The sequence below is a fragment of the Colwellia sp. Bg11-12 genome (assembly GCF_014076955.1).
Classification (GTDB): domain Bacteria; phylum Pseudomonadota; class Gammaproteobacteria; order Enterobacterales; family Alteromonadaceae; genus Colwellia_A.
Window position 1 is genome coordinate 40,353 of record NZ_JACGUZ010000080.1, and the last position, 23,611, is coordinate 63,963.

Annotated in this window: 23 protein-coding genes; 7 read left to right on the forward strand and 16 right to left on the reverse strand. The window is 37.4% G+C overall.

Annotation, left to right across the window (positions count from 1 at the left end):
• Positions 1 to 63: 63 nt before the first annotated feature.
• The 15 genes from rnhB to rpsB form a co-directional block, all read right to left on the reverse strand.
• Entirely contained in the window at positions 64 to 789 is a 726-nt protein-coding gene (gene rnhB, locus H4J39_RS16595; protein ID WP_182229467.1) for a ribonuclease HII, read from the reverse strand.
• Positions 786 to 1,988, reverse strand: a complete 1,203-nt coding sequence (gene lpxB, locus H4J39_RS16600) for a lipid-A-disaccharide synthase (RefSeq protein WP_182229468.1) — start codon at positions 1,986 to 1,988, stop codon at positions 786 to 788. Before lpxB ends, rnhB begins: the two co-directional genes overlap by 4 nt.
• A 35-nt stretch (positions 1,989 to 2,023) precedes the next feature.
• Complete coding sequence (gene lpxA, locus H4J39_RS16605; protein WP_182229469.1) at positions 2,024 to 2,815, reverse strand: acyl-ACP--UDP-N-acetylglucosamine O-acyltransferase; 792 nt, start codon at positions 2,813 to 2,815, stop codon at positions 2,024 to 2,026.
• Positions 2,816 to 2,818: 3 nt separating this feature from the next.
• Positions 2,819 to 3,271 (reverse strand): 3-hydroxyacyl-ACP dehydratase FabZ, encoded by a 453-nt coding sequence (fabZ, locus tag H4J39_RS16610; protein WP_182229470.1) that lies wholly within the window; start codon positions 3,269 to 3,271, stop codon positions 2,819 to 2,821.
• Between the two features lie 4 nt (positions 3,272 to 3,275).
• Positions 3,276 to 4,316, reverse strand: coding sequence for a UDP-3-O-(3-hydroxymyristoyl)glucosamine N-acyltransferase (gene lpxD / locus H4J39_RS16615; protein WP_220462239.1), 1,041 nt, complete (start codon positions 4,314 to 4,316; stop codon positions 3,276 to 3,278).
• 174 nt (positions 4,317 to 4,490) lie between these two features.
• Positions 4,491 to 5,009 carry an OmpH family outer membrane protein gene (locus H4J39_RS16620; RefSeq protein WP_259368868.1) on the reverse strand — a complete coding sequence of 173 codons (519 nt, stop codon included), beginning with the start codon at positions 5,007 to 5,009 and terminating at the stop codon, positions 4,491 to 4,493.
• Between the two features lie 145 nt (positions 5,010 to 5,154).
• On the reverse strand, positions 5,155 to 7,629 hold the full coding sequence (bamA, locus tag H4J39_RS16625) for an outer membrane protein assembly factor BamA (protein WP_182229472.1): 2,475 nt from the start codon (positions 7,627 to 7,629) through the stop codon (positions 5,155 to 5,157).
• 27 nt (positions 7,630 to 7,656) lie between these two features.
• On the reverse strand, positions 7,657 to 9,012 hold the full coding sequence (rseP, locus tag H4J39_RS16630) for a sigma E protease regulator RseP (RefSeq protein WP_182229473.1): 1,356 nt from the start codon (positions 9,010 to 9,012) through the stop codon (positions 7,657 to 7,659).
• Entirely contained in the window at positions 9,013 to 10,260 is a 1,248-nt protein-coding gene (gene ispC, locus H4J39_RS16635; protein WP_182229474.1) for a 1-deoxy-D-xylulose-5-phosphate reductoisomerase, read from the reverse strand.
• 8 nt (positions 10,261 to 10,268) lie between these two features.
• On the reverse strand, positions 10,269 to 11,138 hold the full coding sequence (locus H4J39_RS16640) for a phosphatidate cytidylyltransferase (protein ID WP_182229475.1): 870 nt from the start codon (positions 11,136 to 11,138) through the stop codon (positions 10,269 to 10,271).
• A gap of 56 nt (positions 11,139 to 11,194) precedes the next feature.
• Positions 11,195 to 11,938 (reverse strand): polyprenyl diphosphate synthase, encoded by a 744-nt coding sequence (gene uppS, locus H4J39_RS16645; protein ID WP_259368869.1) that lies wholly within the window; start codon positions 11,936 to 11,938, stop codon positions 11,195 to 11,197.
• Positions 11,939 to 12,037: 99 nt separating this feature from the next.
• Positions 12,038 to 12,595 (reverse strand): ribosome recycling factor, encoded by a 558-nt coding sequence (frr, locus tag H4J39_RS16650; protein ID WP_182180236.1) that lies wholly within the window; start codon positions 12,593 to 12,595, stop codon positions 12,038 to 12,040.
• A gap of 24 nt (positions 12,596 to 12,619) precedes the next feature.
• Positions 12,620 to 13,360: a UMP kinase gene (gene pyrH / locus H4J39_RS16655; protein ID WP_182180233.1), complete on the reverse strand. Its 741-nt coding sequence runs from the start codon at positions 13,358 to 13,360 to the stop codon at positions 12,620 to 12,622.
• Positions 13,361 to 13,504: 144 nt separating this feature from the next.
• A complete protein-coding gene (gene tsf, locus H4J39_RS16660) occupies positions 13,505 to 14,377 on the reverse strand; it encodes a translation elongation factor Ts (protein WP_182229477.1) in 873 nt (290 codons plus the stop codon).
• A 120-nt stretch (positions 14,378 to 14,497) separates the two neighbouring features.
• Positions 14,498 to 15,226: a 30S ribosomal protein S2 gene (gene rpsB, locus H4J39_RS16665; RefSeq protein WP_070374057.1), complete on the reverse strand. Its 729-nt coding sequence runs from the start codon at positions 15,224 to 15,226 to the stop codon at positions 14,498 to 14,500.
• A 461-nt stretch (positions 15,227 to 15,687) separates the two neighbouring features.
• Here rpsB and H4J39_RS16670 point away from each other — a divergent pair, with 461 nt between their 5' ends.
• From H4J39_RS16670 to H4J39_RS16690, 5 genes are all read left to right on the forward strand, one after another.
• Complete coding sequence (locus H4J39_RS16670) at positions 15,688 to 16,296, forward strand: hypothetical protein (RefSeq protein ID WP_182229478.1); 609 nt, start codon at positions 15,688 to 15,690, stop codon at positions 16,294 to 16,296.
• A gap of 76 nt (positions 16,297 to 16,372) precedes the next feature.
• Positions 16,373 to 17,161: a type I methionyl aminopeptidase gene (gene map / locus H4J39_RS16675; RefSeq protein ID WP_182229479.1), complete on the forward strand. Its 789-nt coding sequence runs from the start codon at positions 16,373 to 16,375 to the stop codon at positions 17,159 to 17,161.
• Between the two features lie 115 nt (positions 17,162 to 17,276).
• The gene (gene glnD, locus H4J39_RS16680; RefSeq protein ID WP_182229480.1) at positions 17,277 to 19,880 is read left to right on the forward strand and encodes a [protein-PII] uridylyltransferase; all 2,604 of its coding nucleotides are present in this window, start codon (positions 17,277 to 17,279) and stop codon (positions 19,878 to 19,880) included.
• A gap of 50 nt (positions 19,881 to 19,930) precedes the next feature.
• The gene (gene dapD / locus H4J39_RS16685; protein WP_182225408.1) at positions 19,931 to 20,761 is read left to right on the forward strand and encodes a 2,3,4,5-tetrahydropyridine-2,6-dicarboxylate N-succinyltransferase; all 831 of its coding nucleotides are present in this window, start codon (positions 19,931 to 19,933) and stop codon (positions 20,759 to 20,761) included.
• Positions 20,762 to 21,031: 270 nt separating this feature from the next.
• Positions 21,032 to 21,361 carry a hypothetical protein gene (locus H4J39_RS16690; protein WP_182229481.1) on the forward strand — a complete coding sequence of 110 codons (330 nt, stop codon included), beginning with the start codon at positions 21,032 to 21,034 and terminating at the stop codon, positions 21,359 to 21,361.
• A 9-nt stretch (positions 21,362 to 21,370) separates the two neighbouring features.
• Here H4J39_RS16690 and truC read toward each other — a convergent pair whose 3' ends face one another.
• Positions 21,371 to 22,132, reverse strand: coding sequence for a tRNA pseudouridine(65) synthase TruC (gene truC, locus H4J39_RS16695; protein ID WP_220462240.1), 762 nt, complete (start codon positions 22,130 to 22,132; stop codon positions 21,371 to 21,373).
• Between the two features lie 109 nt (positions 22,133 to 22,241).
• Here truC and H4J39_RS16700 point away from each other — a divergent pair, with 109 nt between their 5' ends.
• Positions 22,242 to 23,291, forward strand: a complete 1,050-nt coding sequence (locus H4J39_RS16700) for a DUF3549 family protein (RefSeq protein WP_182229482.1) — start codon at positions 22,242 to 22,244, stop codon at positions 23,289 to 23,291.
• A 15-nt stretch (positions 23,292 to 23,306) separates the two neighbouring features.
• A complete protein-coding gene (locus H4J39_RS16705) occupies positions 23,307 to 23,606 on the forward strand; it encodes a DUF3301 domain-containing protein (RefSeq protein ID WP_182229483.1) in 300 nt (99 codons plus the stop codon).
• Positions 23,607 to 23,611: the final 5 nt, after the last annotated feature.

Consider the following 23,611-nt stretch of genomic DNA (forward strand, 5'->3'; position numbering starts at 1 on the left):
GAGGCGCAGGCTGAACGATTTCTTGCGCTAAATCATTAATCTCGACTAATGCTTGTTCAGACATTAGCACTTCACCTGAACTGTATCTGGCTTGGTTTTAGTGGGTAAAACGCCTTGCATAGCAATAACCTGTGCTACCGGTTTAAAGCTGGCACGGTAACAGTCAAGTACACCATGCTCTACGATTTTTTCTAAGTGCGCTTTCGTTGGGTAGCCTTTATGTTTAGCAAAGCCATACTCTGGATGTAATTCATCTAAAGCGAACATCTCATCGTCTCGAACTACTTTTGCAAGTATTGATGCCGCACTTATTTCACTAACCCGATCATCGCCTTTAACGACTGATTGACTAGCGATATTACCATCCGCCTGCATAAAAATAGGGCAACGATTACCATCAACTAAAACATAATCGGGTGTTACTGATAAATCTTGTACTGCTCGTTGCATCGCTAACATGGTGGCATGGAGAATATTTAAGGTGTCTATTTCTTCGGGGCTGGCACGGCCAACGGCCCAAGCAATCGCTTTTTCTTTTATTTCTACAAAAAGGAGTTGGCGCTTTTTTTCAGAGAGTTTCTTTGAATCCATCAACCCTTCAATAGGGTTTTCTGGATCAAGTATCACCGCAGCGGTAACTACATCACCAACTAGAGGCCCACGACCAACTTCATCAACACCCGCAATACAATAGGCAATGGGGTATTCAAAAGGGGCGAAAACTTTTTTTGGTTTTGCCACTTTTTTATTTTTTGTTATATTTGTTTCAACGGCGGTTTCATTACTCATTTTGACATTAGATCCATAACCGCTTTCGCCGCTTGTTTACTCGCATTTTGCTTTAACGCAAGATGAATGTTCATATATTCATCTTCAAGCGAAGTTTGATCTTGGTATAGACGTTCTTTAACTAACGGTACTATATTATCAACGCTAACTTTACTTTGAAGTAATTCAGGTACAAGTGACTTTTGTGTCAATAAATTAGGCAATGAAAACCACTCTAATTTTACCAAACCTTTAAACATGTGATACGTAAATGCATTGAATTTATAGCAAATAACCATTGGCCGTTTAACCAGCGCTGCTTCAAGCGTTACAGTACCTGATGCCATTAATAAGCAATCACTTGCCGCCATAACTTGCTGAGTTTTATGGGTAATAATAGTAACCGGTAAATGGGGTGCTATATTTTGTTTCAGTTGTGTAAATTGTTCGGCTCTCTTTTCACTGATCATGGGTACAACGAAGTGTAAATCAGGGTCTTGTTCAAAAAGTTGCTCAGCAGAAAGTAAAAAAGGTTCGGTTAAACGAGATAATTCACCCGCACGACTGCCAGGCATAAGCGCAAGTATTTTTTTGTTAACAGGTAAATTAAGCGCTTGTCTTGCTTCAACTTTATCTGAGGTAAACGGAATATCATCAGCAAGCGGGTGACCAACAAAAGTACAAGGTACTTCATATTTATCGTAAAAATCTTTTTCAAACGGTAATAACGACAACACCATATCGGTGGCGGCTTCAATTTTAAAAATACGTTTTTCACGCCACGCCCAAACCGATGGACTAACATAATGGACTGTTTTAATACCGGCTTTCTTTAATTGTCTTTCTAAACGCAGATTAAAGTCTGGTGCGTCGATGCCAATAAAAACATCAGGCTTATGATCAATAAACTGCTCAGCTAAACGGTCTTTGACATGAAATAAACGTTTCAGACGACCTAACACTTCAAAAATGCCCATCACTGAAAGTTCATCCATTTCAAATAAACTTTCAAAGCCCAACGATTGCATTTTAGGGCCACCAATACCAATAAATTTAGCATTAGGATAAACACACATTAATGAAGTCATTAAGCCGGCACCAAGTGTATCGCCAGAATGTTCACCGACAACAATGCCAAAGACGGGGCATTGCTCAGCAGTCGAGTCATTAATTGTTGATGCTGTTGGAAGGTTATCTTGGTTTTCTACTGTTTGGGTCATTAACGTTTACTCTACTACTTTTTAAACAATTATTTTTAACGGGCAATACCACGACTAGAGTTTTTAATAAACTCGGCAAAAAAAGTTAACTCTGGCATATCATCAGCTAATGCGGCAACGTTAACTAAAGCTTCGTTAACATTTAAACCTTTGCGATAGATTTCTTTATATGCACGCTTGATGGTTAAAATAACATTTTTATCAAAACCGCGACGTTTTAACCCTTCTGAATTCAAACCAAAGGGGGAAGCCGGTTGACCAGAAACCATCAAGTATGGCGGAATATCTTTTAAAACAAGTGCGTTTGCCGCAACAAAACTATGCGCGCCAATATGACAAAACTGATGAACACCTGTCATACCGCCTAAAATAGCGTAATCACCAACGTGTACATGCCCAGCAATGGAAGCATTATTGGCTAAAATACAATGATTTCCCACGACGCAATCATGTGCAACATGGGTGTAAGCCATAAATAAGTTATTACTGCCAATTTGCGTTAGGCTGTTATCTTGAATGGTGCCACGATGAACCGTACAGGATTCGCGGAAGGTATTGTTATTACCAATAATTAATTCGGTTCTTTCACCCGCATATTTTAAATCTTGGCAGTCTTCACCAATACTAGCAAATTGGAAAAAATGATTACCTTCACCAATTTTGGTTGGTCCTTTGATAACCACATGAGAATTAATCACACAGTTGTCACCAATAACAACATCCTTGGCAATATAAGTCCAAGGACCAATGCTCACATTATTCCCGATACAGGCACCTTCTTCTATAATTGCCTGTGGATGAATTAAACTCTCGTTGTTGGAAGTCACAATTTATACCACTCTTCTTGCACACATAAGTTCAGCAGAACACACAACTTTTCCTTCAACCCTAGCTTCGCCATAAAACTTCCACATACCTCGACGTTCTTTTAAGAATTCAACATGCAAGTGCATAGTATCGCCAGGCACAACCGATTTCTTAAACTTTGCTTTATCAATAGAGGCAAACAAGTACATTTCATTTTCATCACGGCCATCCGTGCTTTTAAAGCCCAAGAGACCCGTTGCTTGTGCTAAAGCTTCAAGGATCATCACTCCTGGAAAAATAGGGAGATCAGGAAAATGACCATTAAACACAGGTTCGTTAATGCTGACATTTTTAATAGCGTGCAATGTTTTCATCGGTTGATAATCTAAAACGCGATCAACCAATAACATTGGATAACGGTGTGGCAGTAATACTTTGATTTCTGCAATTTCAATGGTGTTTTTTGCTAATTCCAACGGACTATTCCTTTTCAATAATTTTGTTTAAGTGCTCAATTTCATGCTCTGCACTTTTGATGCGCTTAAGTATACTTTCTAACTTACGAATTCTTGCATTATTTTTATTCCACTCTTTATTCGTTTGACACGGCATGCCAGAAGAATAAACACCGGGTTCATTAATATTTTTTGTCACCATACTCATGCCAGTGAAAACACAACCGTCACCAATGTCGATATGCCCATTGATACCAACGAGGCCGGCTATTACACAATTTTTTCCAATTGTTGTACTGCCTGCAATAACACTACAAGCTGCCATCGCGGTGTTTTCCCCGATAACGACATTATGAGCAATTTGAATTTGGTTATCTAAAATGACACCATTTTTAATAACGGTGTCTTCTAATGCGCCACGGTCTATTGTTGTGCTAGCACCAATTTCGACGTTGTCACCAATAATAACACCGCCCAACTGAGGGATTTTCAACCATTTACCTTTGTCATTCGCATAACCGAAGCCATCAGAGCCAATAACAGTATTGGCTTGAATTAAACAGTTTTGGCCAATTTTGACTCGATGATAAATACTAACATTTGCCCATAACTTAGTATGAGACCCTATTAATGTTTCTTCTCCAATAAAACAGCCTGCACCTATAATAACATTATCGCTAATAACAACACCTTTCTCTATTACCGCATTAGCACCGATAGCAACATTTACACCTAAAGTAACATCAGGTGAAATTTGAGCAGAGGGGTGAATATTATGAGCGGGTTTAGGGGTTGTATCGAGTAATTGTGCGGTAAGTGCATAGCCTAAGTAGGGGTTGTCCATAACTAAGGCATGAGTGTTACAGTCATTAATATTTTGGGAAGAAATAATAACCGCTCCTGCATTTGTTTCAGAAAGCTGTTGGCTATATTTTTTATTTGCTAAAAATGCAATTTGCTGTGCACCGGCACTTGATAATGTTGCAAGTGAATCAATAATATAAGATCCATCACCGTGTACTTCTGCACCAATTTTTTCAGCTAGTTGTTTGAGAGTATATGACATAAACACTTAATATTTTTATGGATGCTATGGGAGCATAACTGGAAAAGACGCTAAAACCAATATGATTTCTTTTAGGATAGAAAAAAAACTTGCAACTAATATTATAAATAATAGTTGCAAGTTTTATAACGATAATGTCTGATTTAGCACATTATCTAATACCTAAATGTAGACTTAGTTAAGTTTACTAACCTGCTCTACCACTTTGTTAGTGATCGTTGCATCTGGCTTAGAAAAAACAACCGCTTGTTGTTCTAAAACAAGGTCATACTTTTCTTTTGCTGCGATGTTGTCAATTGCCTGACGAACTAAAGCAACAATTTTATTCGTTTCTTCGTTCTTACGTAAACCAGTAGCTTGTTGAAAAGCTTTACCTTTAGCTTGGTAATCTTGGTATAAAGTACCAATTTGAGCATCAAGTTCTTCTATATCTTTAGCGCTCATTAAAGAAGCATCACGTTGCTTCTTCTCTTGATAGTACTTAATGTCTTTTTCTAATTGAGCTAAAACGGCTTTATCATCTTTAAATTCAACTTCTAAACTCTGCATTACCGTAGCTGTTTGTGGAATTTTACTCATCACTTCTTGAAAATTAACCACTGCAATTTTTTGATCTGCTGCCATAACAGAACTTGCTAATAATAAACTTGACGCTACTGCTGAATAGGTAACTGTTTTAATGAATTTTTTCAATTTTATCTCCAAAATATTATTTCTAAGTAACTTTGGTTTAAGCTACATTAATTATTATAATTATCATTTAATTGCTATGGGGGCTAACTTATATAATTAAACCCCTTTAGACTATTTTTCTTTTAAATGGTAAACGCTCTTTTAGTTAAAAAGTTTTGCCTATATTAAAACTAAAGAACTCTTTATCATCATCTTTTTCTGATTTTAATGCCTTAGCAAAACTAAAAATCATTGGGCCCATTGGCGATAACCACTGAACAGATAAACCTGCAGAACTTCTATAACGACCAACATCTGAATAATCATCAATTTTGCCAAACTCAGGAGTCGCTAAATCGTTGTAGTCATTTAAGTTAAACTCTGTATCCCATACGTTGCCCACATCAACGAAAAAGCTGGTACGAACACTATTAGAAAAACCTTCATCTATCAATGGTGTTGGTACAATAAGTTCAACACCCGCAACAACAATGGCGTTACCACCGACAGAGCGCGATGAAACATTAATAAAGTCATGATCAGGTCCTAAACAACAGCTACTACCGGCTTCTACTGGATCAGGAGCACCCGTTATAGCGGTTGGGTAACGGAATACCGCACGTGGCCCAACAATATTGTTCTCAAAACCACGTAAGGTGTCAGAGCCACCCGCTCTAAAGTTTTCCCAAAATGGTAATACTTGGTCATTACCTTCAACGGTGCCATAACCATTACCATAACCGGCATTGAAACGTGCTAGTACCGTCCAACGTTGGTCTTGTGTTAATGGAAAGTACCATTTTGTGTCTACATTAATTTTAAAATAGTTTACGTCTGAATTAGGTGTTGTCATTTTATAAGACAAACTTTGACTAGAGCCGTCTGTTGGAAATGTACCGCGGTTTAAGGTAGTACGGGAAATACCAACAGATAAATCAAAGCTCTCAAATTCTAAACCACCATCTGGGTTACTAGGATCAGAATAAATTTCATAAAACTTTTGAATTTGCTCATAAGTATCTAAACGGGTAATACCGTTATTTTTATAGCCGACACCAAAATTCAAGCGAACATATTCATTAATAGGAAAGCCTAAATTAAGTCCTATACCATACGTTTTATTGTTGTATTCTACTAAGTTGGCATTACCTGCATCAAATTCGCTGTAGTATATTTGCCCACCTAAAGAAACAGCATCAACCGTAAAATATGGGTCAGTGTAAGAAATACTCGCACTTTGTTGATAGCTCATGGTATTGACATTAAAAGCCAGTCGATTACCCGTACCTAAAAAGTTGTTCTGTTGTATACCCGCACTTAAACTTAAATTAGTCGTTGAACCATATCCTATACCGGCAGTAAAAGAACCTGATGGCTGTTCTTTAACTGAAAAATCGATATCAACGAGGTCATCTTCGCCCGGTAACTGCTTAGTTTCATATTCAACATTTTCCAAATAAGGTAAACGCTGTAACCATGCCTTTGAACTTTCTGCAGCATTATTCGATAACCAAGCACCTTCCATCTGACGCATTTCACGGCGTAGCACTTTGTCTGAAGTAACATTGTTACCCTGAAAATTAATGCGATTAACATAAACACGCTTACCAGGGTCAATTGAAATAGAAAGCTTAACCGTTTTATCTTCTTCATTAATTTGAGGAATAACATTTACTTTAGGATATGCATAACCGTATCTCCCCAAAAAACGACTAATCGTTTCTTCGGTATAAGTGACTTCTGCACCATTATAAAGCTTACCAGCTCTCAATGGGTTAATGGCACGAATAGTACGTTCAAAGCCAGCCATATCACCCATAAAATCTATTTCGCTGACTTTAAACTGTTCACCTTCAGTGACATTTAAAGCAATGTAAACGGCTTTTTTATCAGGCGTCATTGAAACTTGAGTTGAGTCAACTTTATATTGCAGGTAACCCCGGTCTAAATAGTAACTTTTGATGGTTTCGATATCACCTTGAAGGGTTTGTTTTTGATAGCGGTCTTGCGCCATAAAATCCCACCAAGGAGAGTCATACGTTAGCTCTATACGCTCAAGAAGATCTTTGTCTGAAAATATCTCATTACCTACAACATTAATTTGCTCTATGGCTGCAGCTTCGCCTTCTGTAAAGACAAAATTAATGTTTACACGGTTACGCGGTAAATGCGTTATTTCCGCTTTTACGTTAGCATTATATTTACCGATACTATGATAGAAATCTTCTAAGCCAACTTCAATGCCCGAAATAATAGTCATATCGAGTGTTTCACCCACTCTAATATCACTGCCATCAAGACTTTCAGTGAGTTGTTCTTCTTTTAAATCTTTGTTTCCATCAAAGGTAATTTCACTGATCGTTGAACGCTCATGAACACGATAAATAATTCTATTCGCTTCACGATAGACTACAACATCATTGAAATGCCCTGATTTATAGAGAGACTTTATCGACTGAGAAATACGAAATTCATTCAGAGTATCACCCGTATTAAAAGGAATATGGGTCAAAGCGGCACCGAGAGCGACACGCTGTAACCCTTTTACTTCAATATCTTCTACTTGAAATTCTTCAGAGGCTTGAACTGTTGTACCTAAGGCACCTAATAATACCGCAAGGGCAATTTTTTTAATTATCATAAATGCTTACTTTTATTACTTCTTTTGTTATAACCGCGAAAAATCGTTAAATAATGCGATACTCATTAAGCCTAAGAGGGCTAGTGTACCAAACTTAAAACCTATTTCTTGTATTTTTTCTGGTACCGGTTTTCCTGTGACTATTTCCACAAGATAATAAAATAAATGTCCTCCATCAAGAACGGGTAAAGGTAATAAATTTATTATGCCTAAGTTAATGCTAATTAAAGCAAGAAAACCTAAAAAATATACCAAACCATATTCTGCACTACTTCCGGCTCCTTGTGCGATAGATATAGGCCCACTTAAGTTTTTAACAGAAACGTCACCTGTTATAAGTTTGCCTATCATGTCAAAACTTAACACCACTAAATTCCAAGTGCGCTGTAAACTTTGTCCTAAAGCATCAACAACACCGTAACGTAGTTCAAATAAATATTCTTTTGGGTAGGGATCAGACTTAGGTACCACACCTAAATAACCTACTTTTTTACCCGAACGTTCTATTAAAGTAGGTGTTACAGAGATTTCCTGATTTACACCTTGTCTTTGGACGATCAAAACAACGTTTTGTTCCGGCAGTTGGCTAATATTATTTGAAAACATTGCCCAACTGCCCTTTATTTCTTCGCTATTGATACTTATTAATTTATCTTCAACTTTTAGTCCTGCTTTATCTGCAGCACTTCCTTCTTCAACATAAGCTAATTCGGCATAAATTGGTGCACGAAACGGGGCGATACCTAGACTAGCAATAGCAGACTCTTTATCTGGAGAAAAAGGCCATACAGATGTATCTAAGTTATGCGTTGTCGATGACGCACTTCCCTTATCTTTCGTTATTATCGTGAAGCTTGTCTCACCAATTTGAGAGACTAATGCTAAATTGACATCTTGCCAATCTAATGTTTTTTGGCCGGCTACTTCAATAATTTGACTATCACTGTTTATTTTTGCTTTCTGTGCAATAGATTGTGGCGATATTTCACCAACAATAGGTTTTACACTTGGAACACCGATAAGAAACATCAGATAGAATGCAAAAATGGCAAAAGCGAAATTAGCAAATGGTCCAGCAGCAATAATGGCTATACGTTGATAAACTGTTTTATTGTTAAAAGTTTTATCAAGATCTTCAGACTGTACGTCATCAACGCGACCATCAAGCATTTTAACGTATCCACCTAGCGGGATTAAGGCAATAACAAACTCAGTGCCTTCTTTGTTAACTTTGCGCCACAGCACTTTACCAAAGCCGATTGAAAAGCGTTCTACTTGCACACCGTTTCTTCGGGCAACCCAATAATGTCCGTACTCATGAACAGTAATCAAAATACCTAAAGCAACAACAAAAGACGCTAAATTCCAGAAAAAATCAAACAACTAACTATTACCTTTTTTATTAACTTCTTTAATCACAACACGACCAGCTTCAAAACAGCCACTCGCAATTAAATTACGTGAAAATTCGCGCGCACTTGCGTCAAGTGCCATTACGTCATCAATTGATGCTACCCTTTCTGAGACAAATTTATCCATAGAAGTTTCATTTATTTTTGCAATATCGGTAAATTTTATTTTTTCGTTCAAAAAAGCATCAACAGCTACTTCATTTGCAGCGTTTAGTGCTGTACATGCACCTTGACCACTTCGACAAGCATCAATCGCTAATTTTAAATTAGGGTATTTTTGATAATCGACATCTTCAAATTCAAATGATTGAGTGTTGAAAAAATCTAAAGGGGCAACACCCGAGTCAATTCTTTCAGGGAAAGCTAATGCATGAGCAATAGGGGTACGCATATCAGGATTACCCATTTGTGCGATTACCGTACCGTCTTTATATTGCACCATAGAATGGATGGTACTTTGTGGATGTAAAACAACTTGAATATCATCAGGGTCTATGTTGAATAACCATTTAGCTTCAATAAATTCTAAACCTTTGTTCATCATAGTCGCAGAGTCTACAGAGATTTTTCGCCCCATATCCCAATTAGGATGGGCGCAAGCTTGTGCGGGTGTTACATGCTCTAACTGTTCAACTGAAAAAGTTCTGAAAGGTCCGCCCGAGCCTGTTAGCAATATTTTACTGACACCATTTTTTTCGAGGTCACATCGGCCTGGTGTCGCTTGAACATTAGCAGGTAAACACTGAAAAATAGCATTATGCTCACTGTCAATGGGCAATAATTCAGCGCCGTATTTTTCAACAGCATCTATAAACAAAGCACCAGAGGTAACCAATGCTTCTTTATTTGCAAGTAGTACCCTTTTACCTGACTTTACAGCAGCCATGGTAGGCAGTAAACCTGATGCACCAACAATTGCAGCCATTACAGTATCGCTAGAATCAGCTTGGGCTATGTCGATTAAGCCTTGCTCGCCACTACGCACTTCAATAGTATGCAAGCCACTTTGAAATAGTTTTTCTTTTAATGCCTGAGCGGCATTATCATCAACCATAACAACCGTGCTTGGATTAAATTCCTGACACTGCGCCAGCATTTCATCAACACGGGTATTAGCCGACAAGCACTCAATAGAAAATAGCGTTGGATGACGTCGTACTACGTCTAATGTACTTAAACCAATAGAGCCAGTAGAGCCTAAAACACAAAGTTTACGCATCGTTCAACCTACTGCCAGCCTAAAAAAGCATAACATAATGCATAAATAGGCGCCGTTGCCGTTAAACTGTCAATTCGGTCTAATATGCCGCCATGACCCGGTAAAATTGAGCCGCTATCTTTTATGCCCGCTTGGCGTTTAAACATACTTTCATTTAGATCACCTAATACTGAAACTGTTGTAATGATAGCGGTAACCGTTAGCGCTAAAGTAAACTGGTGCAACTGCCAGTCAAGGGAGTAACCCGCGATGGCAATAAATATACATGCACAAACAACACCGCCAACAAAACCTTCTAGCGTTTTACCAGGGCTAACGTTAGGAAGAAGTTTACGTTTTCCTATTGATTTACCAACGAAGTAGGCGCCGATGTCGGCACTCCAAACCATTAAAAAGAGAAACATGATGAGTTGGGCGCCATGGTATGGGTCTTGGCTATATTCATTACTGCGGATCACCATAAAAGCAAGCCAAGTAGGAATAAGCGTTAACCAACCAAATACGCCGCGAATTGAACGATGGCTTGACCAGAACTTACTGTACCGAGGATAAAGAAAAGTGAGTGTTGCAGACAAAAGCCACCAACCCACGGCAATCCACAATACGAGGGAAACACCTGAATGCAGTTCGCCGTTAGCAGACCATAGTTCTAATAAAGGTAGCGTGTACCAAAGCGCAGAAATAAGAATGATGGTTGCAGAAACAAAAGCGAGTCGACGTCGTTTATTGGCAAAGCCCATTAAAGGTCCCCATTCCCATGCACCAATAGCCATAACGGCCATAAATAAAGCCGCAAATTTATCTAAAGGTAAATAAAAAATGGCAGAAATAGTTAAAGGCGCTAAGATAACAGCCGTAATAATTCGTTGTTTTAACAAATGGAAACCCTTTTAAATGCTATATATTTTGTCGTTATTATTTTAATTTTATAGTCTTATGTTTTTATTTGTTCGCCCGTCTGACCAAAACGTCTTTCCCTCTGGTCGAAACAGCCCATTGCAGTAATGAAAGCTTGCTCATCAAAATCAGGCCATAGCGTTTCGGTAAAATAAAATTCAGCGTAAGCCGCTTGCCATAGTAGAAAGTTACTTATTCGAAAGTCACCACCGGTGCGAATAAGTAGATCAAGTTCAGGTAAATTTGCTAAGCAAGTATGCTGGTGTAATGTTTCTTCTGATATTTCATCAACAGACATAGTGTTGTTGGCCACTTTTCCAGCTAAAATTTTAGCGGCATTAGCGATGTCCCAACGTCCCCCATAGTTAGCTGCAACAGACAATACCATACCTTCATTGTTTGCGGTTAAATCTTCTGAAATTTTTATTTTTTTCTGTAAGTTGTCTGAAAAACGAGAAACATCACCAATCACTTGAAAGCGCACACCGTTTTTGTGAAGCTTTTTAACTTCTCGTGTTAGCACAAACATAAAGAGATCCATCAACACACTAACTTCTTGTTCTGGGCGTTGCCAGTTTTCACTACTAAAAGCAAAGAGTGTTAATGCTTTCACCCCCTGTTTTATCGCGGTGCTTACTGATGTCCGAACAGATTCAACACCTGATTTATGACCAGCAACGCGTGTTTTTCCACGCTGCTGTGCCCAACGACCATTACCATCCATAATAATGGCAACATGCTGTGGCACTTTGGTTAAAGTTTCTGTAATTGCTTCAGTCATAAACGTTCCGTAATGCTCTTCAAGCTTCATTCAAATTTTATGTAAAAAAAACCGTAGTGACCATTTAAAGACTACGGCTTATTTTATCGGTTAAAGGCGTTATATTTCCATTAACTCTTTTTCTTTGATTGATAAAATATCATCAACTTGTTTGACATAAGTATCAGTCAGCTTTTGAATGTCGTCTTCTGATTGATGCATTTCATCATCACTGATTTCTTTTTCTTTATTCAAAGATTTAACGTCAGAGTTAGCATCACGGCGGATATTACGAATAGCAACCTTGCCATTTTCAGCTTCATTTTTAACCACTTTAACAAGGTCTTTACGACGTTCTTCTGTTAATGGCGGTAATGGAATACGAATAAGCGTACCTTGAGATGACGGATTTAAGCCTAAATCAGATTTCAAAATTGCTTTTTCAACAGCACCGATCATACCTTTATCAAAAACGGTAATCGCTAAAGTACGCGCGTCCGGTGTTGCAATATTGCCCACTTGGCTCAATGGTGTTTCCATACCGTAATAATCAACAACAATATTATCAAGTAATGAACGATGTGCACGGCCTGTTCTTACTTTATTTAGATTGCTTTTTAATGAGTCGATACTTTTGCTCATACGGTCTTGAGCATCTTGTTTTATTTCGTTTATCACGTTGAATTTCCTTTAAATCAAAAATTAAACTAAGTTTTCTGTGTGATCGATAGTTGTACCTTCATCGCCACCCATTACCACGTTTTTTAATGCACCTGGCTTGTTCATGTTAAAAACACGAATAGTCATGCTGTGATCACGAGCTAGCGTGAATGCAGCTAGATCCATCACTTTAAGTTCTTTCTCTAATACTTCGTTATAGCTTAACTGGCTATATAACGTAGCATCTGGATTCTTAACTGGGTCTTCTGAATAGATGCCATCAACTTTAGTGGCTTTTAAAACGACATCAGCCTCTATTTCAATACCGCGTAAACACGCTGCAGAATCGGTTGTGAAAAAAGGGTTACCTGTGCCAGCACTAAAAATAACAACACGGCCAGATTTTAATAAGCTGATACCTTCAGCCCAGTTGTAGCGGTCACAAACACCTGCTAAATCAATTGCAGACATTAATTTAGCATTAACAAAGGCACGGTGTAATGCGTCACGCATTGCAAGACCATTCATTACGGTTGCTAACATACCCATTTGGTCGCCAACAACACGGTTCATTCCGGCTTCTGCCAGACCTGCACCACGAAATAAGTTACCTCCGCCGATAACTAATCCCACTTGAATGCCCATTTCAATCAGTTCTTTAATTTCTTGAGCCATACGATCCAAAACTTTAGGGTCAATACCGAAACCCTCTTCACCCATTAGGGCTTCACCACTAAGTTTTAATAAAATTCGACGATATATTGGTTTTGGACTGATGCTCATAAAAAACATTCCTGTATTTTGTCTATAAATAGGCGAAAAAAATAGCCGTGATCAATTTGACCGCGGCTATTTTAGTACTTTTAGCTAACTATCGAAAGTCTAAACTGAAAAAAGAACTGTTTTACTGAATTGAATGCTTAAAAATTAAGCTTTTGATGCAGCAATTTGTGCTTCAACTTCAGCAGCAAAATCTTCTTCTTTCTTAGCAATACCTTCACCAACTTCTAAACGAACAAAGTTAGAAACCGTAATGCCTTTCTCTTTAAGAACAACACCAACAGTTTTCTTAGGTTCCATGATGAACGCTTGACCAGTCAAAGAAATTTCACCGGTAAATTTCTTCATACGACCAATGATGATTTTTTCAAGCAATTCAACAGGTTTTTTCTTTTTATCATCAAGAGCATCGTTTTCAGCTTTTAAGATATCTAGTTGAATACGCTGTTCATTTTCTACAACACTATCAGCAACATCTTCAGGCGTTAAAAATTCAGGCTTACTTGCAGCTACGTGCATAGCAATGTGCTTTAATGATTCAGCATCGCCTTCACCAGCAACAACAACACCAATGCTTGCGCCATGGCTATATGAAGCTAATGCAGCGCCTTCAACGTATGATACGCGACGGATATTGATGTTTTCACCAATTTTAGTCACAAGAGTAATACGCTTTTCTTCGAATTGAGCTTGTAGCTCTTCGATTGTCGCTTTTGAAGCTAAAGCTGCGTCTGCAACTTCGTTAGCAAAACCTAAGAAGTTTGCATCTTTTGCAACAAAATCAGTTTGACAGTTAACTTCAAGAAGTGCAGCAACGCCATCAGCGCTTTTAATTAAAATAGCACCTTCAGCAGCGATATTACCGGCTTTTTTAGCCGCTTTTGCTTGACCGTTCTTACGCATATTTTCAATCGCAAGTTCCATGTCGCCTTCAGCTTCTTGTAAAGCTTTTTTACAATCCATCATGCCCGCAGCTGTGCGTTCACGAAGTTCTTTTACCATTGCAGCAGTAATTACCATGAGAGAATTCCTCAATTTTTGTTATCCCCTAAACTATTTAAAGCCGGGCATAAAAATGAATATGTTGCCACAAGCGTTAACGCTTGTGGCAATAGCAAAAAAAATTATGAAAAACTGAAATTATTCAGCTTCTACAAAACCGTCTTTTTCAGCTTGAACAACAATGTTCTTTTCACGACCAGCTAAAACTGCGTTAGCAGCAGAATCAGTGTATAAAGTCACGGCGCGAATTGCATCGTCGTTACCCGGGATAATGAAATCAATGTTATCTGGGTTTGAGTTTGTATCAACTACAGATATTACTGGAATACCTAAGTTTTTAGCTTCTTTGATAGAAATGTGTTCGTGATCAGCATCAATGATGAATAAAACGTCAGGTAAACCACCCATGTTTTTGATTCCACCAAGACTTTTGTCAAGTTTTTCCATTTCGCGTGTACGCATCAAAGCTTCTTTTTTAGTAAGCGCTTCAAAAGTACCGTCAGAGCTTTGTGCTTCAAGATCTTTTAAACGCTTAATTGATTGACGAACTGTTTTCCAGTTAGTCAACATACCACCTAACCAACGGTGATTAACGTAGAATTGATCACATTTGATAGCAGCATCTTTAATTGCATCGCTTGCAGCGCGCTTAGTACCAACAAATAAAACTTTACCTTTTTTCGCAGAAACACCTGATAAGAAAGCTAGGGCTTCATTGAACATAGGAACAGTTTGTTCAAGGTTGATGATATGAACTTTATCGCGTGAACCAAAAATGTAAGTTTTCATTTTTGGGTTCCAGTAACGGGTTTTGTGACCGAAATGAACACCTGCTTTAAGCATATCGCGCATAGAAACGTTTGGCATGATTTTTCCTTTATTTGGTTTAGGGGGTTAAGCGTTCATACATTCAAATATACCTAACTCTTTATTGTTCGATTCTTTGCTTAAATAAGACAAAGTCAAACCGAGCACCCCGGTATATTCTTAATAAATGTATGTGAATTTATAATAAGTACTACTATTTTTAGTAGTACAGGTTTTTAAAGTTAAACATTATTAATAACAGCAACTTAGCCACTGGCTTAGCCAGAAAGCTTAATAACACTAAGATAAAATCTCGGCGACAATACTATTCAATTGATAAATTTAACGGCGCACTTTATAACATATTAGATTACCAAAAGCTAGAAAATAACGATTAAAGGTCAATGCTTTTTAATTAATATAGTCATTATTTTACTGGGATAATTTTTCTGTACGCGCTAAAATTAGCGTCATTATATTTTGATTCAATTTTTGACTTAACACTAGGGCGATATATTACTATGTCTACGGAACTCTTTTTTATTTATGACACACACTGCCCTTGGAGCTTTGTAACAACTTCTTTGGTTAAAGAGATTGCTAATGCTTATCCAAATATTACTTTAAATTTATGGCATTGTGCACATTACGAAGGCGATGAAAAAGTCAGTAAAAAAACGATTGATGATGTTGAAGACCACGTTGGTATTGAATTTAGTCATGAGTATGTAAAAACACTCAACATTGAAAAAGATTCGACATTAAGCGCCAACTTAATTGGATGGGTCGGTCAGAAAGTACCTCACCTGACTTTAGAACTAATAGAAGCGATTCAAAAGCAACACTTTCAACAAGGTACTCCTTTTACCCATGAAAGTGATTTCAATCAGATAGTAGAAGAATTTAAACTTTCACCGCCAGCAAAAGTATTTAAAGAAGGTAAAATAGCCAAAGAGGCTGAGTTTACGCTACAAGAAATTTATGACTTTCAAGAACTCATTGGTACAAAAGCCCTTCCAGCTTTATTAATTGCTCACAATGAGAACTTAACATTGCTCAACCATAACTTATATTTGCAAAACCCTAGCGCGATAATAGAAGCGGTTGAACTTGAAATAGCTAAAGATTAGACCAATAGACAATAACACTACTTTTAGGCAAAATAGCTACTGTAGCATTCACACTAAAAAGACAATTGAGGAATAAATGGGTATTACAATCAAAACTCAGCAAGAAATAGAAAAAATGCGGGTTGCAGGAAAACTTGCAGCAGACGTATTAGAGATGATCACCCCTTATGTTAAAGCCGGTGTGACAACCAATGAGTTAAATACCCTGTGCGCTGAATATACCGATAAAGTGCAAAATGCGATTTCAGCGCCACTAAACTATCACGGTTTTCCCAAATCAATTTGTACATCAGTTAATCATGTCGTTTGTCATGGTATTCCTGACGATGTTATTTTAAAAGATGGTGATATTGTTAATCTAGACATTACCGTGATTAAAGATGGCTACCACGGCGATACCAGCAAAATGTTTTTAATCGGCGAAGTAAGCCTAGAAGACAATCGTTTATGCCGTATTACTAGAGAAGCTTTGTATGTCGGATTAAAGAAAGTAAAACCTGGCAATACTTTTGGTGAAATTGGCACGGCTATTCAAAAGTTCCTTAAAAAATCAGGTCGCTACTCTATTGTTAAAGAATATTGTGGTCATGGTATTGGCAACGTATTTCACGAAGAACCACAAATTGTTCATTACAAAAATAACGATAAAGAAAAAATGGTTGAAGGTATGTGCTTTACCATTGAGCCTATGGTAAACCTAGGTCGCGCTAATACGCTTTTAGATAAAGAAGATAATTGGACCGTTTACACCTTAGATGGCAAAAAGTCAGCGCAGTGGGAACATACCATTGTAGTTACTCGAACAGGCTGTGAAATATTAACACTTCATAGCGATGATACTATTCCGAGACACTTACAAAACTAATTTTTTTCTTGTTATTATAATAAAGTCCACGTTAGCGATAGTCGTTATTTGCTTTTACATCGATAAATAAAGCATGATGTCTATCGCCTTAACCTACTAAGTAAAATAATCAGCTATGCAAACTCTTCTACCTATAGAATATAGCAAATCCTTAGCCGTTAGCTCTCCTTATATTTCTACTCAAGACATCTGTCAACTCAGCCGTGACTTTCAGCAATGGCAAAAAGACACATTTCCTTATGTAGAAGTGTCTGTTTTGGTCTCAACACGCTCACAGTTTGTAGACCATGTGTTGTCTAAACTTTGGTGTCAGCATAACTTAGATGAACATCAAATTAGCTTACTTGCTGTAGGAGGTTATGGGCGAGGTGAGTTACACCCTTATTCTGATGTCGATATATTATTACTGACTCAGGAAAAAATCAGTGATGAATTATCAGAAAAAATATCAACGTTTATCACCCAATTATGGGATGTAAAACTCGACATTGGCCACAGTGTTAGAAGTGTTAAAGAGTGTATAAAGCAGGCAAAAAGTGATGTCACTATTGCCACAAACCTGTTGGAAATTCGTCAAATTTGTGGAAATGAAGCATTAACCCAAAATTTATATCCATTATTAGCTAAAGATGTTTTTTGGACGTCTAAGAAATTTTTCTTGGCCAAACGTGAGGAACAGTTTGAGCGTCATCAACAATACCATGGTGCATCTTACACATTAGAGCCAAATTTAAAAGCAAACCCCGGTGGCCTGAGAGATATACAAACCATTGCTTGGGTGGCAAAACGTCACTTTGTTGCCGACTCTCTTGAAGAACTTGTTGCTCATCATTATTTAACACAAAATGAGTTTTTTGAGTTGTTAGAGTGTCAAGACTATTTATGGCGTATGCGTGCTGCTTTACACATTATTGCTGGTCGTAATGAAAACCGTTTACTCTTTGACTATCAAGGTGAAGTTGCCAGCTTAATGGGCTTTGGTGATGAAGGTAAACGTGCCATTGAACGTATGATGAAACGATTTTTCCGTATCATAGGTCGTGTTGCTGAACTTAATAAGATGCTCCTACAGCATTTCGACTACGCCATTATCAAAAAAAACCACCCTGTTGTGCCACTCAATAAAGATTTTACTATTATCGATGGGCAGATAAATGCGGTTAACGACAGAGTATTCATGAGCTCTGTAAAAATTATGGAAATGTTTTTACTCGTCGCTAAAAACGAAAATATTACCGATTTACATCCTCATACGCTGCGGTTATTGAGAAATGCCCGCAGACGGTTAATTTCTGGTTTAATGGATTACGCCGAATGTCGAAGAATTTTCATTGAAATAATGAGGCACCCTAATGGCTTAGGGCTAACTTTTAGCTTAATGCATCGTCATTCAATTATCGCCGCTTATTTGCCACAATGGCGTAATATTGTCGGGCAAATGCAATTTGATTTATTTCATGCTTACTCTGTAGATGAACATAGCTACCGATTAATTAAAAACATTTATCGTTTTAGCCAGCCAGAATATAACAACGACTACCCACTTTGTAGCAAGATAATGCAGCGCATTCGCAAACCTGAGGTATTGTATATAGCCGGAATCTTTCATGACATTGCAAAAGGTCGTGGTGGCGATCATGCTAAGTTAGGGGCGGTTGATGCGTTAGAATTCAGCAAAGTGCATCCGATAAACGATCACGACGGCCGTATGATTGCTTGGTTAGTCAAAAATCACTTAGTTATGTCTGTTACCGCACAACGTCGCGATATATCAGATGAAGAGGTGATCAGAACATTTGCTGGTATTGTTAGAGATGAAGCGCATCTAGATTACCTTTATTGCTTAACCGTTGCTGATATGCGTGCCACCAATGAAAGTTTATGGAACAGCTGGAAAGCAAACTTACTTGAAGAGCTTTATTTTAATACTAAAAGAGCTTTTCGACGAGGACTTGAAAAGCAAGTTGATTTACGCGCAAAAACACGCGAGAACCAAGAAGCAGCACTCGAGTTACTTAAAGAATATGAATGTGATGTGACTCACATTAAAACTTTTTGGAACAAACTTAAAGCGGATTACTTCTTACGTTACTCTCCCGTGCAAATTGCTTGGCATAGCAGGCACATCATTAAACACAGTATTGTTAAGCCTTTAGTCTTGATCAGCCCAAAACCTTATCGAGGTGGTACTGAGATATTTATTTATACTAAAGCCTCTGTTAATATTTTTGCCAAAATGGTGACATTGCTCGACGCGCAACGTTTGTCCATTCATGACGCTAAAATTATTAGTAGTAAAAAAGGTTATACATTAAATACTTTTGTTGTATTAGACCAAAAAAACAAAGCGATTACTGACAGTAGCCGTGCGTTAGATATAGCGAAAAAACTGACTAAGTCATTAATGAAGGCTTCACCAAAAATAAAAACCAAACCTGCTCCAACGTATATTGATAATTTTAAAATTCCCACTAAAGTGAGTTTTATTGAAACAGCTACAGAGAAAACCACTTTATTAGAAATAATCGCGCTAGACCGCCCTGGCCTATTAGCCAAGTTTGCTCGAATATTTCAACAAAACAAATTACACATTCATTCTGCAAAAATCACCACTTTTGGTGAAAAAGTAGATGATGTTTTTACTGTTTCAAATGCTGATAATGTGGCTTTAACACAAGAGCAGCAACAACAACTCTCCGCGATGTTATGTGAAAAATAACTGAACAGATCAAACTTTATAAATTAAATTTAAAAAGAATAGGAATTAGCATGTCAAACTTACAAAGTACGATAGAACAAGCTTTCGAAGATAGAATGAATATTACCCCAAAAACTGTATCGAGTGATGTTAAGCAAGCTGTTTTAGATGCTTTAGCCGCACTTAACAATGGTTCAGCTCGTGTTGCAGAAAAAGTAGCGGGTGAATGGGTTGTTCATCAATGGCTTAAAAAAGCCGTTTTGCTTTCTTTTAGAATTTGGGACAACAGCGTTATTGACGGCGCTGAAAGTACTTTTTTCGATAAAGTTCCAATGAAATACACTGGCTACACACAAGCCGATTTTGAAGCTGATGGCGTACGTGTTGTACCCGGCGCTTCCGTGCGTACAGGTAGCTTCATTGGTAAGAACGTTGTAGTAATGCCAAGCTTTGTTAATATCGGCGCATTTGTTGATGAAGGCTGTATGGTTGATGCATGGGCAACTGTAGGCTCGTGTGCTCAAATTGGTAAGAATGTACATTTATCGGGTGGCGTTGGCATTGGCGGTGTTTTAGAGCCTTTACAGGCGGGACCAACAATTATTGAAGATGACTGTTTTATAGGTGCTCGCTCTGAAATTGTTGAAGGTGTTGTTGTTGAAGCAGGAGCTGTAATTTCCATGGGCGTTTATATTGGTCAAAGTACACGAATTTTTGATCGTGAAACAGGTGAAATACATTACGGTCGTGTCCCTGCAGGTTCGGTTGTTGTGCCGGGTAACTTACCTTCTAAATGTGGTACTTATAGTTTATATGCGGCAATCATCGTTAAGAAAGTAGATGCTAAAACACGTGCAAAAGTAGGCATTAATGCTTTACTTCGTTCGGTTTCAGAAGAGTAAAAATTTAAACTTTTCTCTATGGATAGCGGTGGTTTTCTCACCGCTATTTTTTTGACACTTGAATGAGAAAAACAAATAACTTCACGAGAAAACCTAGCATACTTTACAAAAAACCTTCATTTTAATAAATAAAACCTATCAAATTTTCATATATATAACAGTTAATTAATTAGCTTTTCATTATATAAGCCAGCTAATTTAACCTTTAATAAAACACTTGGCATAGCATTTGCCATCTAGAGGTATCGTTTGCTTTATTATTGACTGAATATGAAAAATATTTTGACTTCACTTGCTTTGCTCTTCGCTTTTTTACTTACTGCTTGTAGTTCGATACCACAAGATAAAATAGTAAAAAAACCATTGATTTCTGATCATCATCTCATGATGTCATTACTTCATCGCCCTGTTACGGAAGATCAAAAAATGATGCTGGCATTCGCCGAACAACGCGAACGTTACAGTAACGATATTTTTATTAATACCGTTAGTATAAAAGGCCCAAGAACTGACGAGGATAATACTCAAAGAACACAACATGTTTATGCCGCATTAATTGAAAGAGACGTGAATTCAATCAGGATTATGGCAGCAGAATAAATTGATTTTTTAAGAAGTTAAGCTATTTATTGTCTTTGGATCCCAAGCGAGTTCATCAAAAACCTGTAACCACTGTTGGTCAAAACTAGCCTCGATGATCACCTGACACTTTGTAATAGGATGAATAAACTCTACTTTTTTTGCTATGAGCATTAAGCGTTTGAAACCAAAATGTTTGATGAAAAATGGATTTTGTTTATTATCACCATAATTAATATCGCCAATAATAGGATGCCGTAAATGCGCTAGGTGTCGGCGAATTTGATGCCTTCTTCCCGTAACGGGTCGTAATTTCATCAAAGAATATCGGACACTATCAAACTTACCCACTTGTATTGGTAAGCTTGCCGTTAGTAACGATTCAAAGTAAGTAACAGCCTCTTGTGGCGCCTTGTCTGGACTGACATTTTTATCACCTAATTTATCTAATTTTTCTTTTAACGGATGATCTATCTCTCCTTCGCCAAGCAAATGTCCACGTGATAAAGCGATATATGTTTTTTGAATTTTTTTATCAATAAATACTTGCCCCATTAAACGCGCAACCTCTTCATTTAAACCAAATAATAAAACCCCTGATGTTGGTCTGTCTAATCGGTGAAGGGGATAAACATATTTTCCCACTTGGTCGCGAACTAACTGTAAAGCAAAGTATATTTCATCTTTGTCCATATAACTTCTATGGACAAATAAGCCCGCTGGTTTATCAACCGCGACGATATATTCATCTTGATATAATATCGTTAATATGGGTTTTTCATCAAAAGGCATGATTATCTCAGGGTTTATTATCTATGATGCAAAAAGCAAATAGTATTGATCTATTATTATCTCTATAATGCCAACATTATTCGATTATTATTTTATTTATTATTTATCTATGAGTACTATTTCTACTATTTCTGAATTATTAACACTTTCTGGATCTCAATATAGGGTTTTTGATATTGGCCGGAAAATAGATAAATTATCTAAAGAAACGTTTACTAAAATTGAAGCTAACCAAATTCCTTACCCATTCCCTTCTCAAGGGCATGCATTTATAGCGATATCTTTTTGGCAAAAGCCGAACTCGTCGCTATATTTATGGTTTGTAAAATTACCGCTTGATGAGCGAGGTTTACTTAACCTTGTAGCAAGAGATCATTTTATTGCGATTATTATTGAAGCATTGGGCGCAGAGCTTAATACCTCGCCAAACGAGCAACAAGAAGAATTACTTAAAAGTAACCCCTATCATTTTACACCACCACAGTACAAATTAGCTTATTTAAATAGTTTGATTTCTGTGGAAACAAAAAATAAGAGCAGCCAATACTTTTCAGGCGCATTAGGCTACTTATCAGGTGATAATGATTGGCAAGACTGGCAGTCTGTTGGTGTGCAAGGGTTAAATGATTTTGCTGTGCGTTTATCTGATAAGAAAATGCAAAAAATATTAGTGGATGCTTTACCACATTTACCTAAGCCCGTTTTACAACCCTTATGTTCTGCATTAGAAAATGTAAAATTACCGGTAGAAGTTATTGATGTACTCATTGCAAAATTTGAAAACCTAGTAACCGATAAAGAGACTAACCAAACAACAGAGTTGAGTTTTTTATTACGCAGTTTAGCCTCAAGTTTTCAGCACCCCCATGTTGTACGATTTATTAATGCTCTTATAGAGCAACCATCACCTGAAACGTCAATGTCTGAAGAAATAGCCATAGTCATTGCAGGAAGATGTTGGCAATTTTTCAATAATGAACAACAAATAATGATCTTTTTTGAGTTATTAGTTGACCAGCAAGAACTTGAAGTATTTCAAGCGATTTTCAAAGACCTTGTTGCTATCCCTGCATTACGTCCATTAATATTTCAATGTATGAGATCGCCAAAACGTAGCCAAGCATTAAGTAAAGCTATTGGTCTATTATTTCAACGCTAACTATAGAGACCTCGAATGGAAAATATATATTTATTGCTGATTGTTTGTTTATTTTTGTGGTACTTCATTTATCTCAGAAAAGTATCTGAATATGCTTTACGCCATATAAAGGCCTATTGTGATAAGGATGGCTTGCAGTTTATTTCACTTTCTCGAAGCTCAAGTCGATTAACCTTTAACAAAGCTTTAGGGCCTCATTGGATAAGTGTCTTTGACTTTGAGTTTAGCGGAGATAGGGAATCAAGTTATCAAGGTCAAGCGACTTTAAAAGGGTTTAAACTTGAGAGTATCCATGTACCGATGTACAAAATTTAAATGCC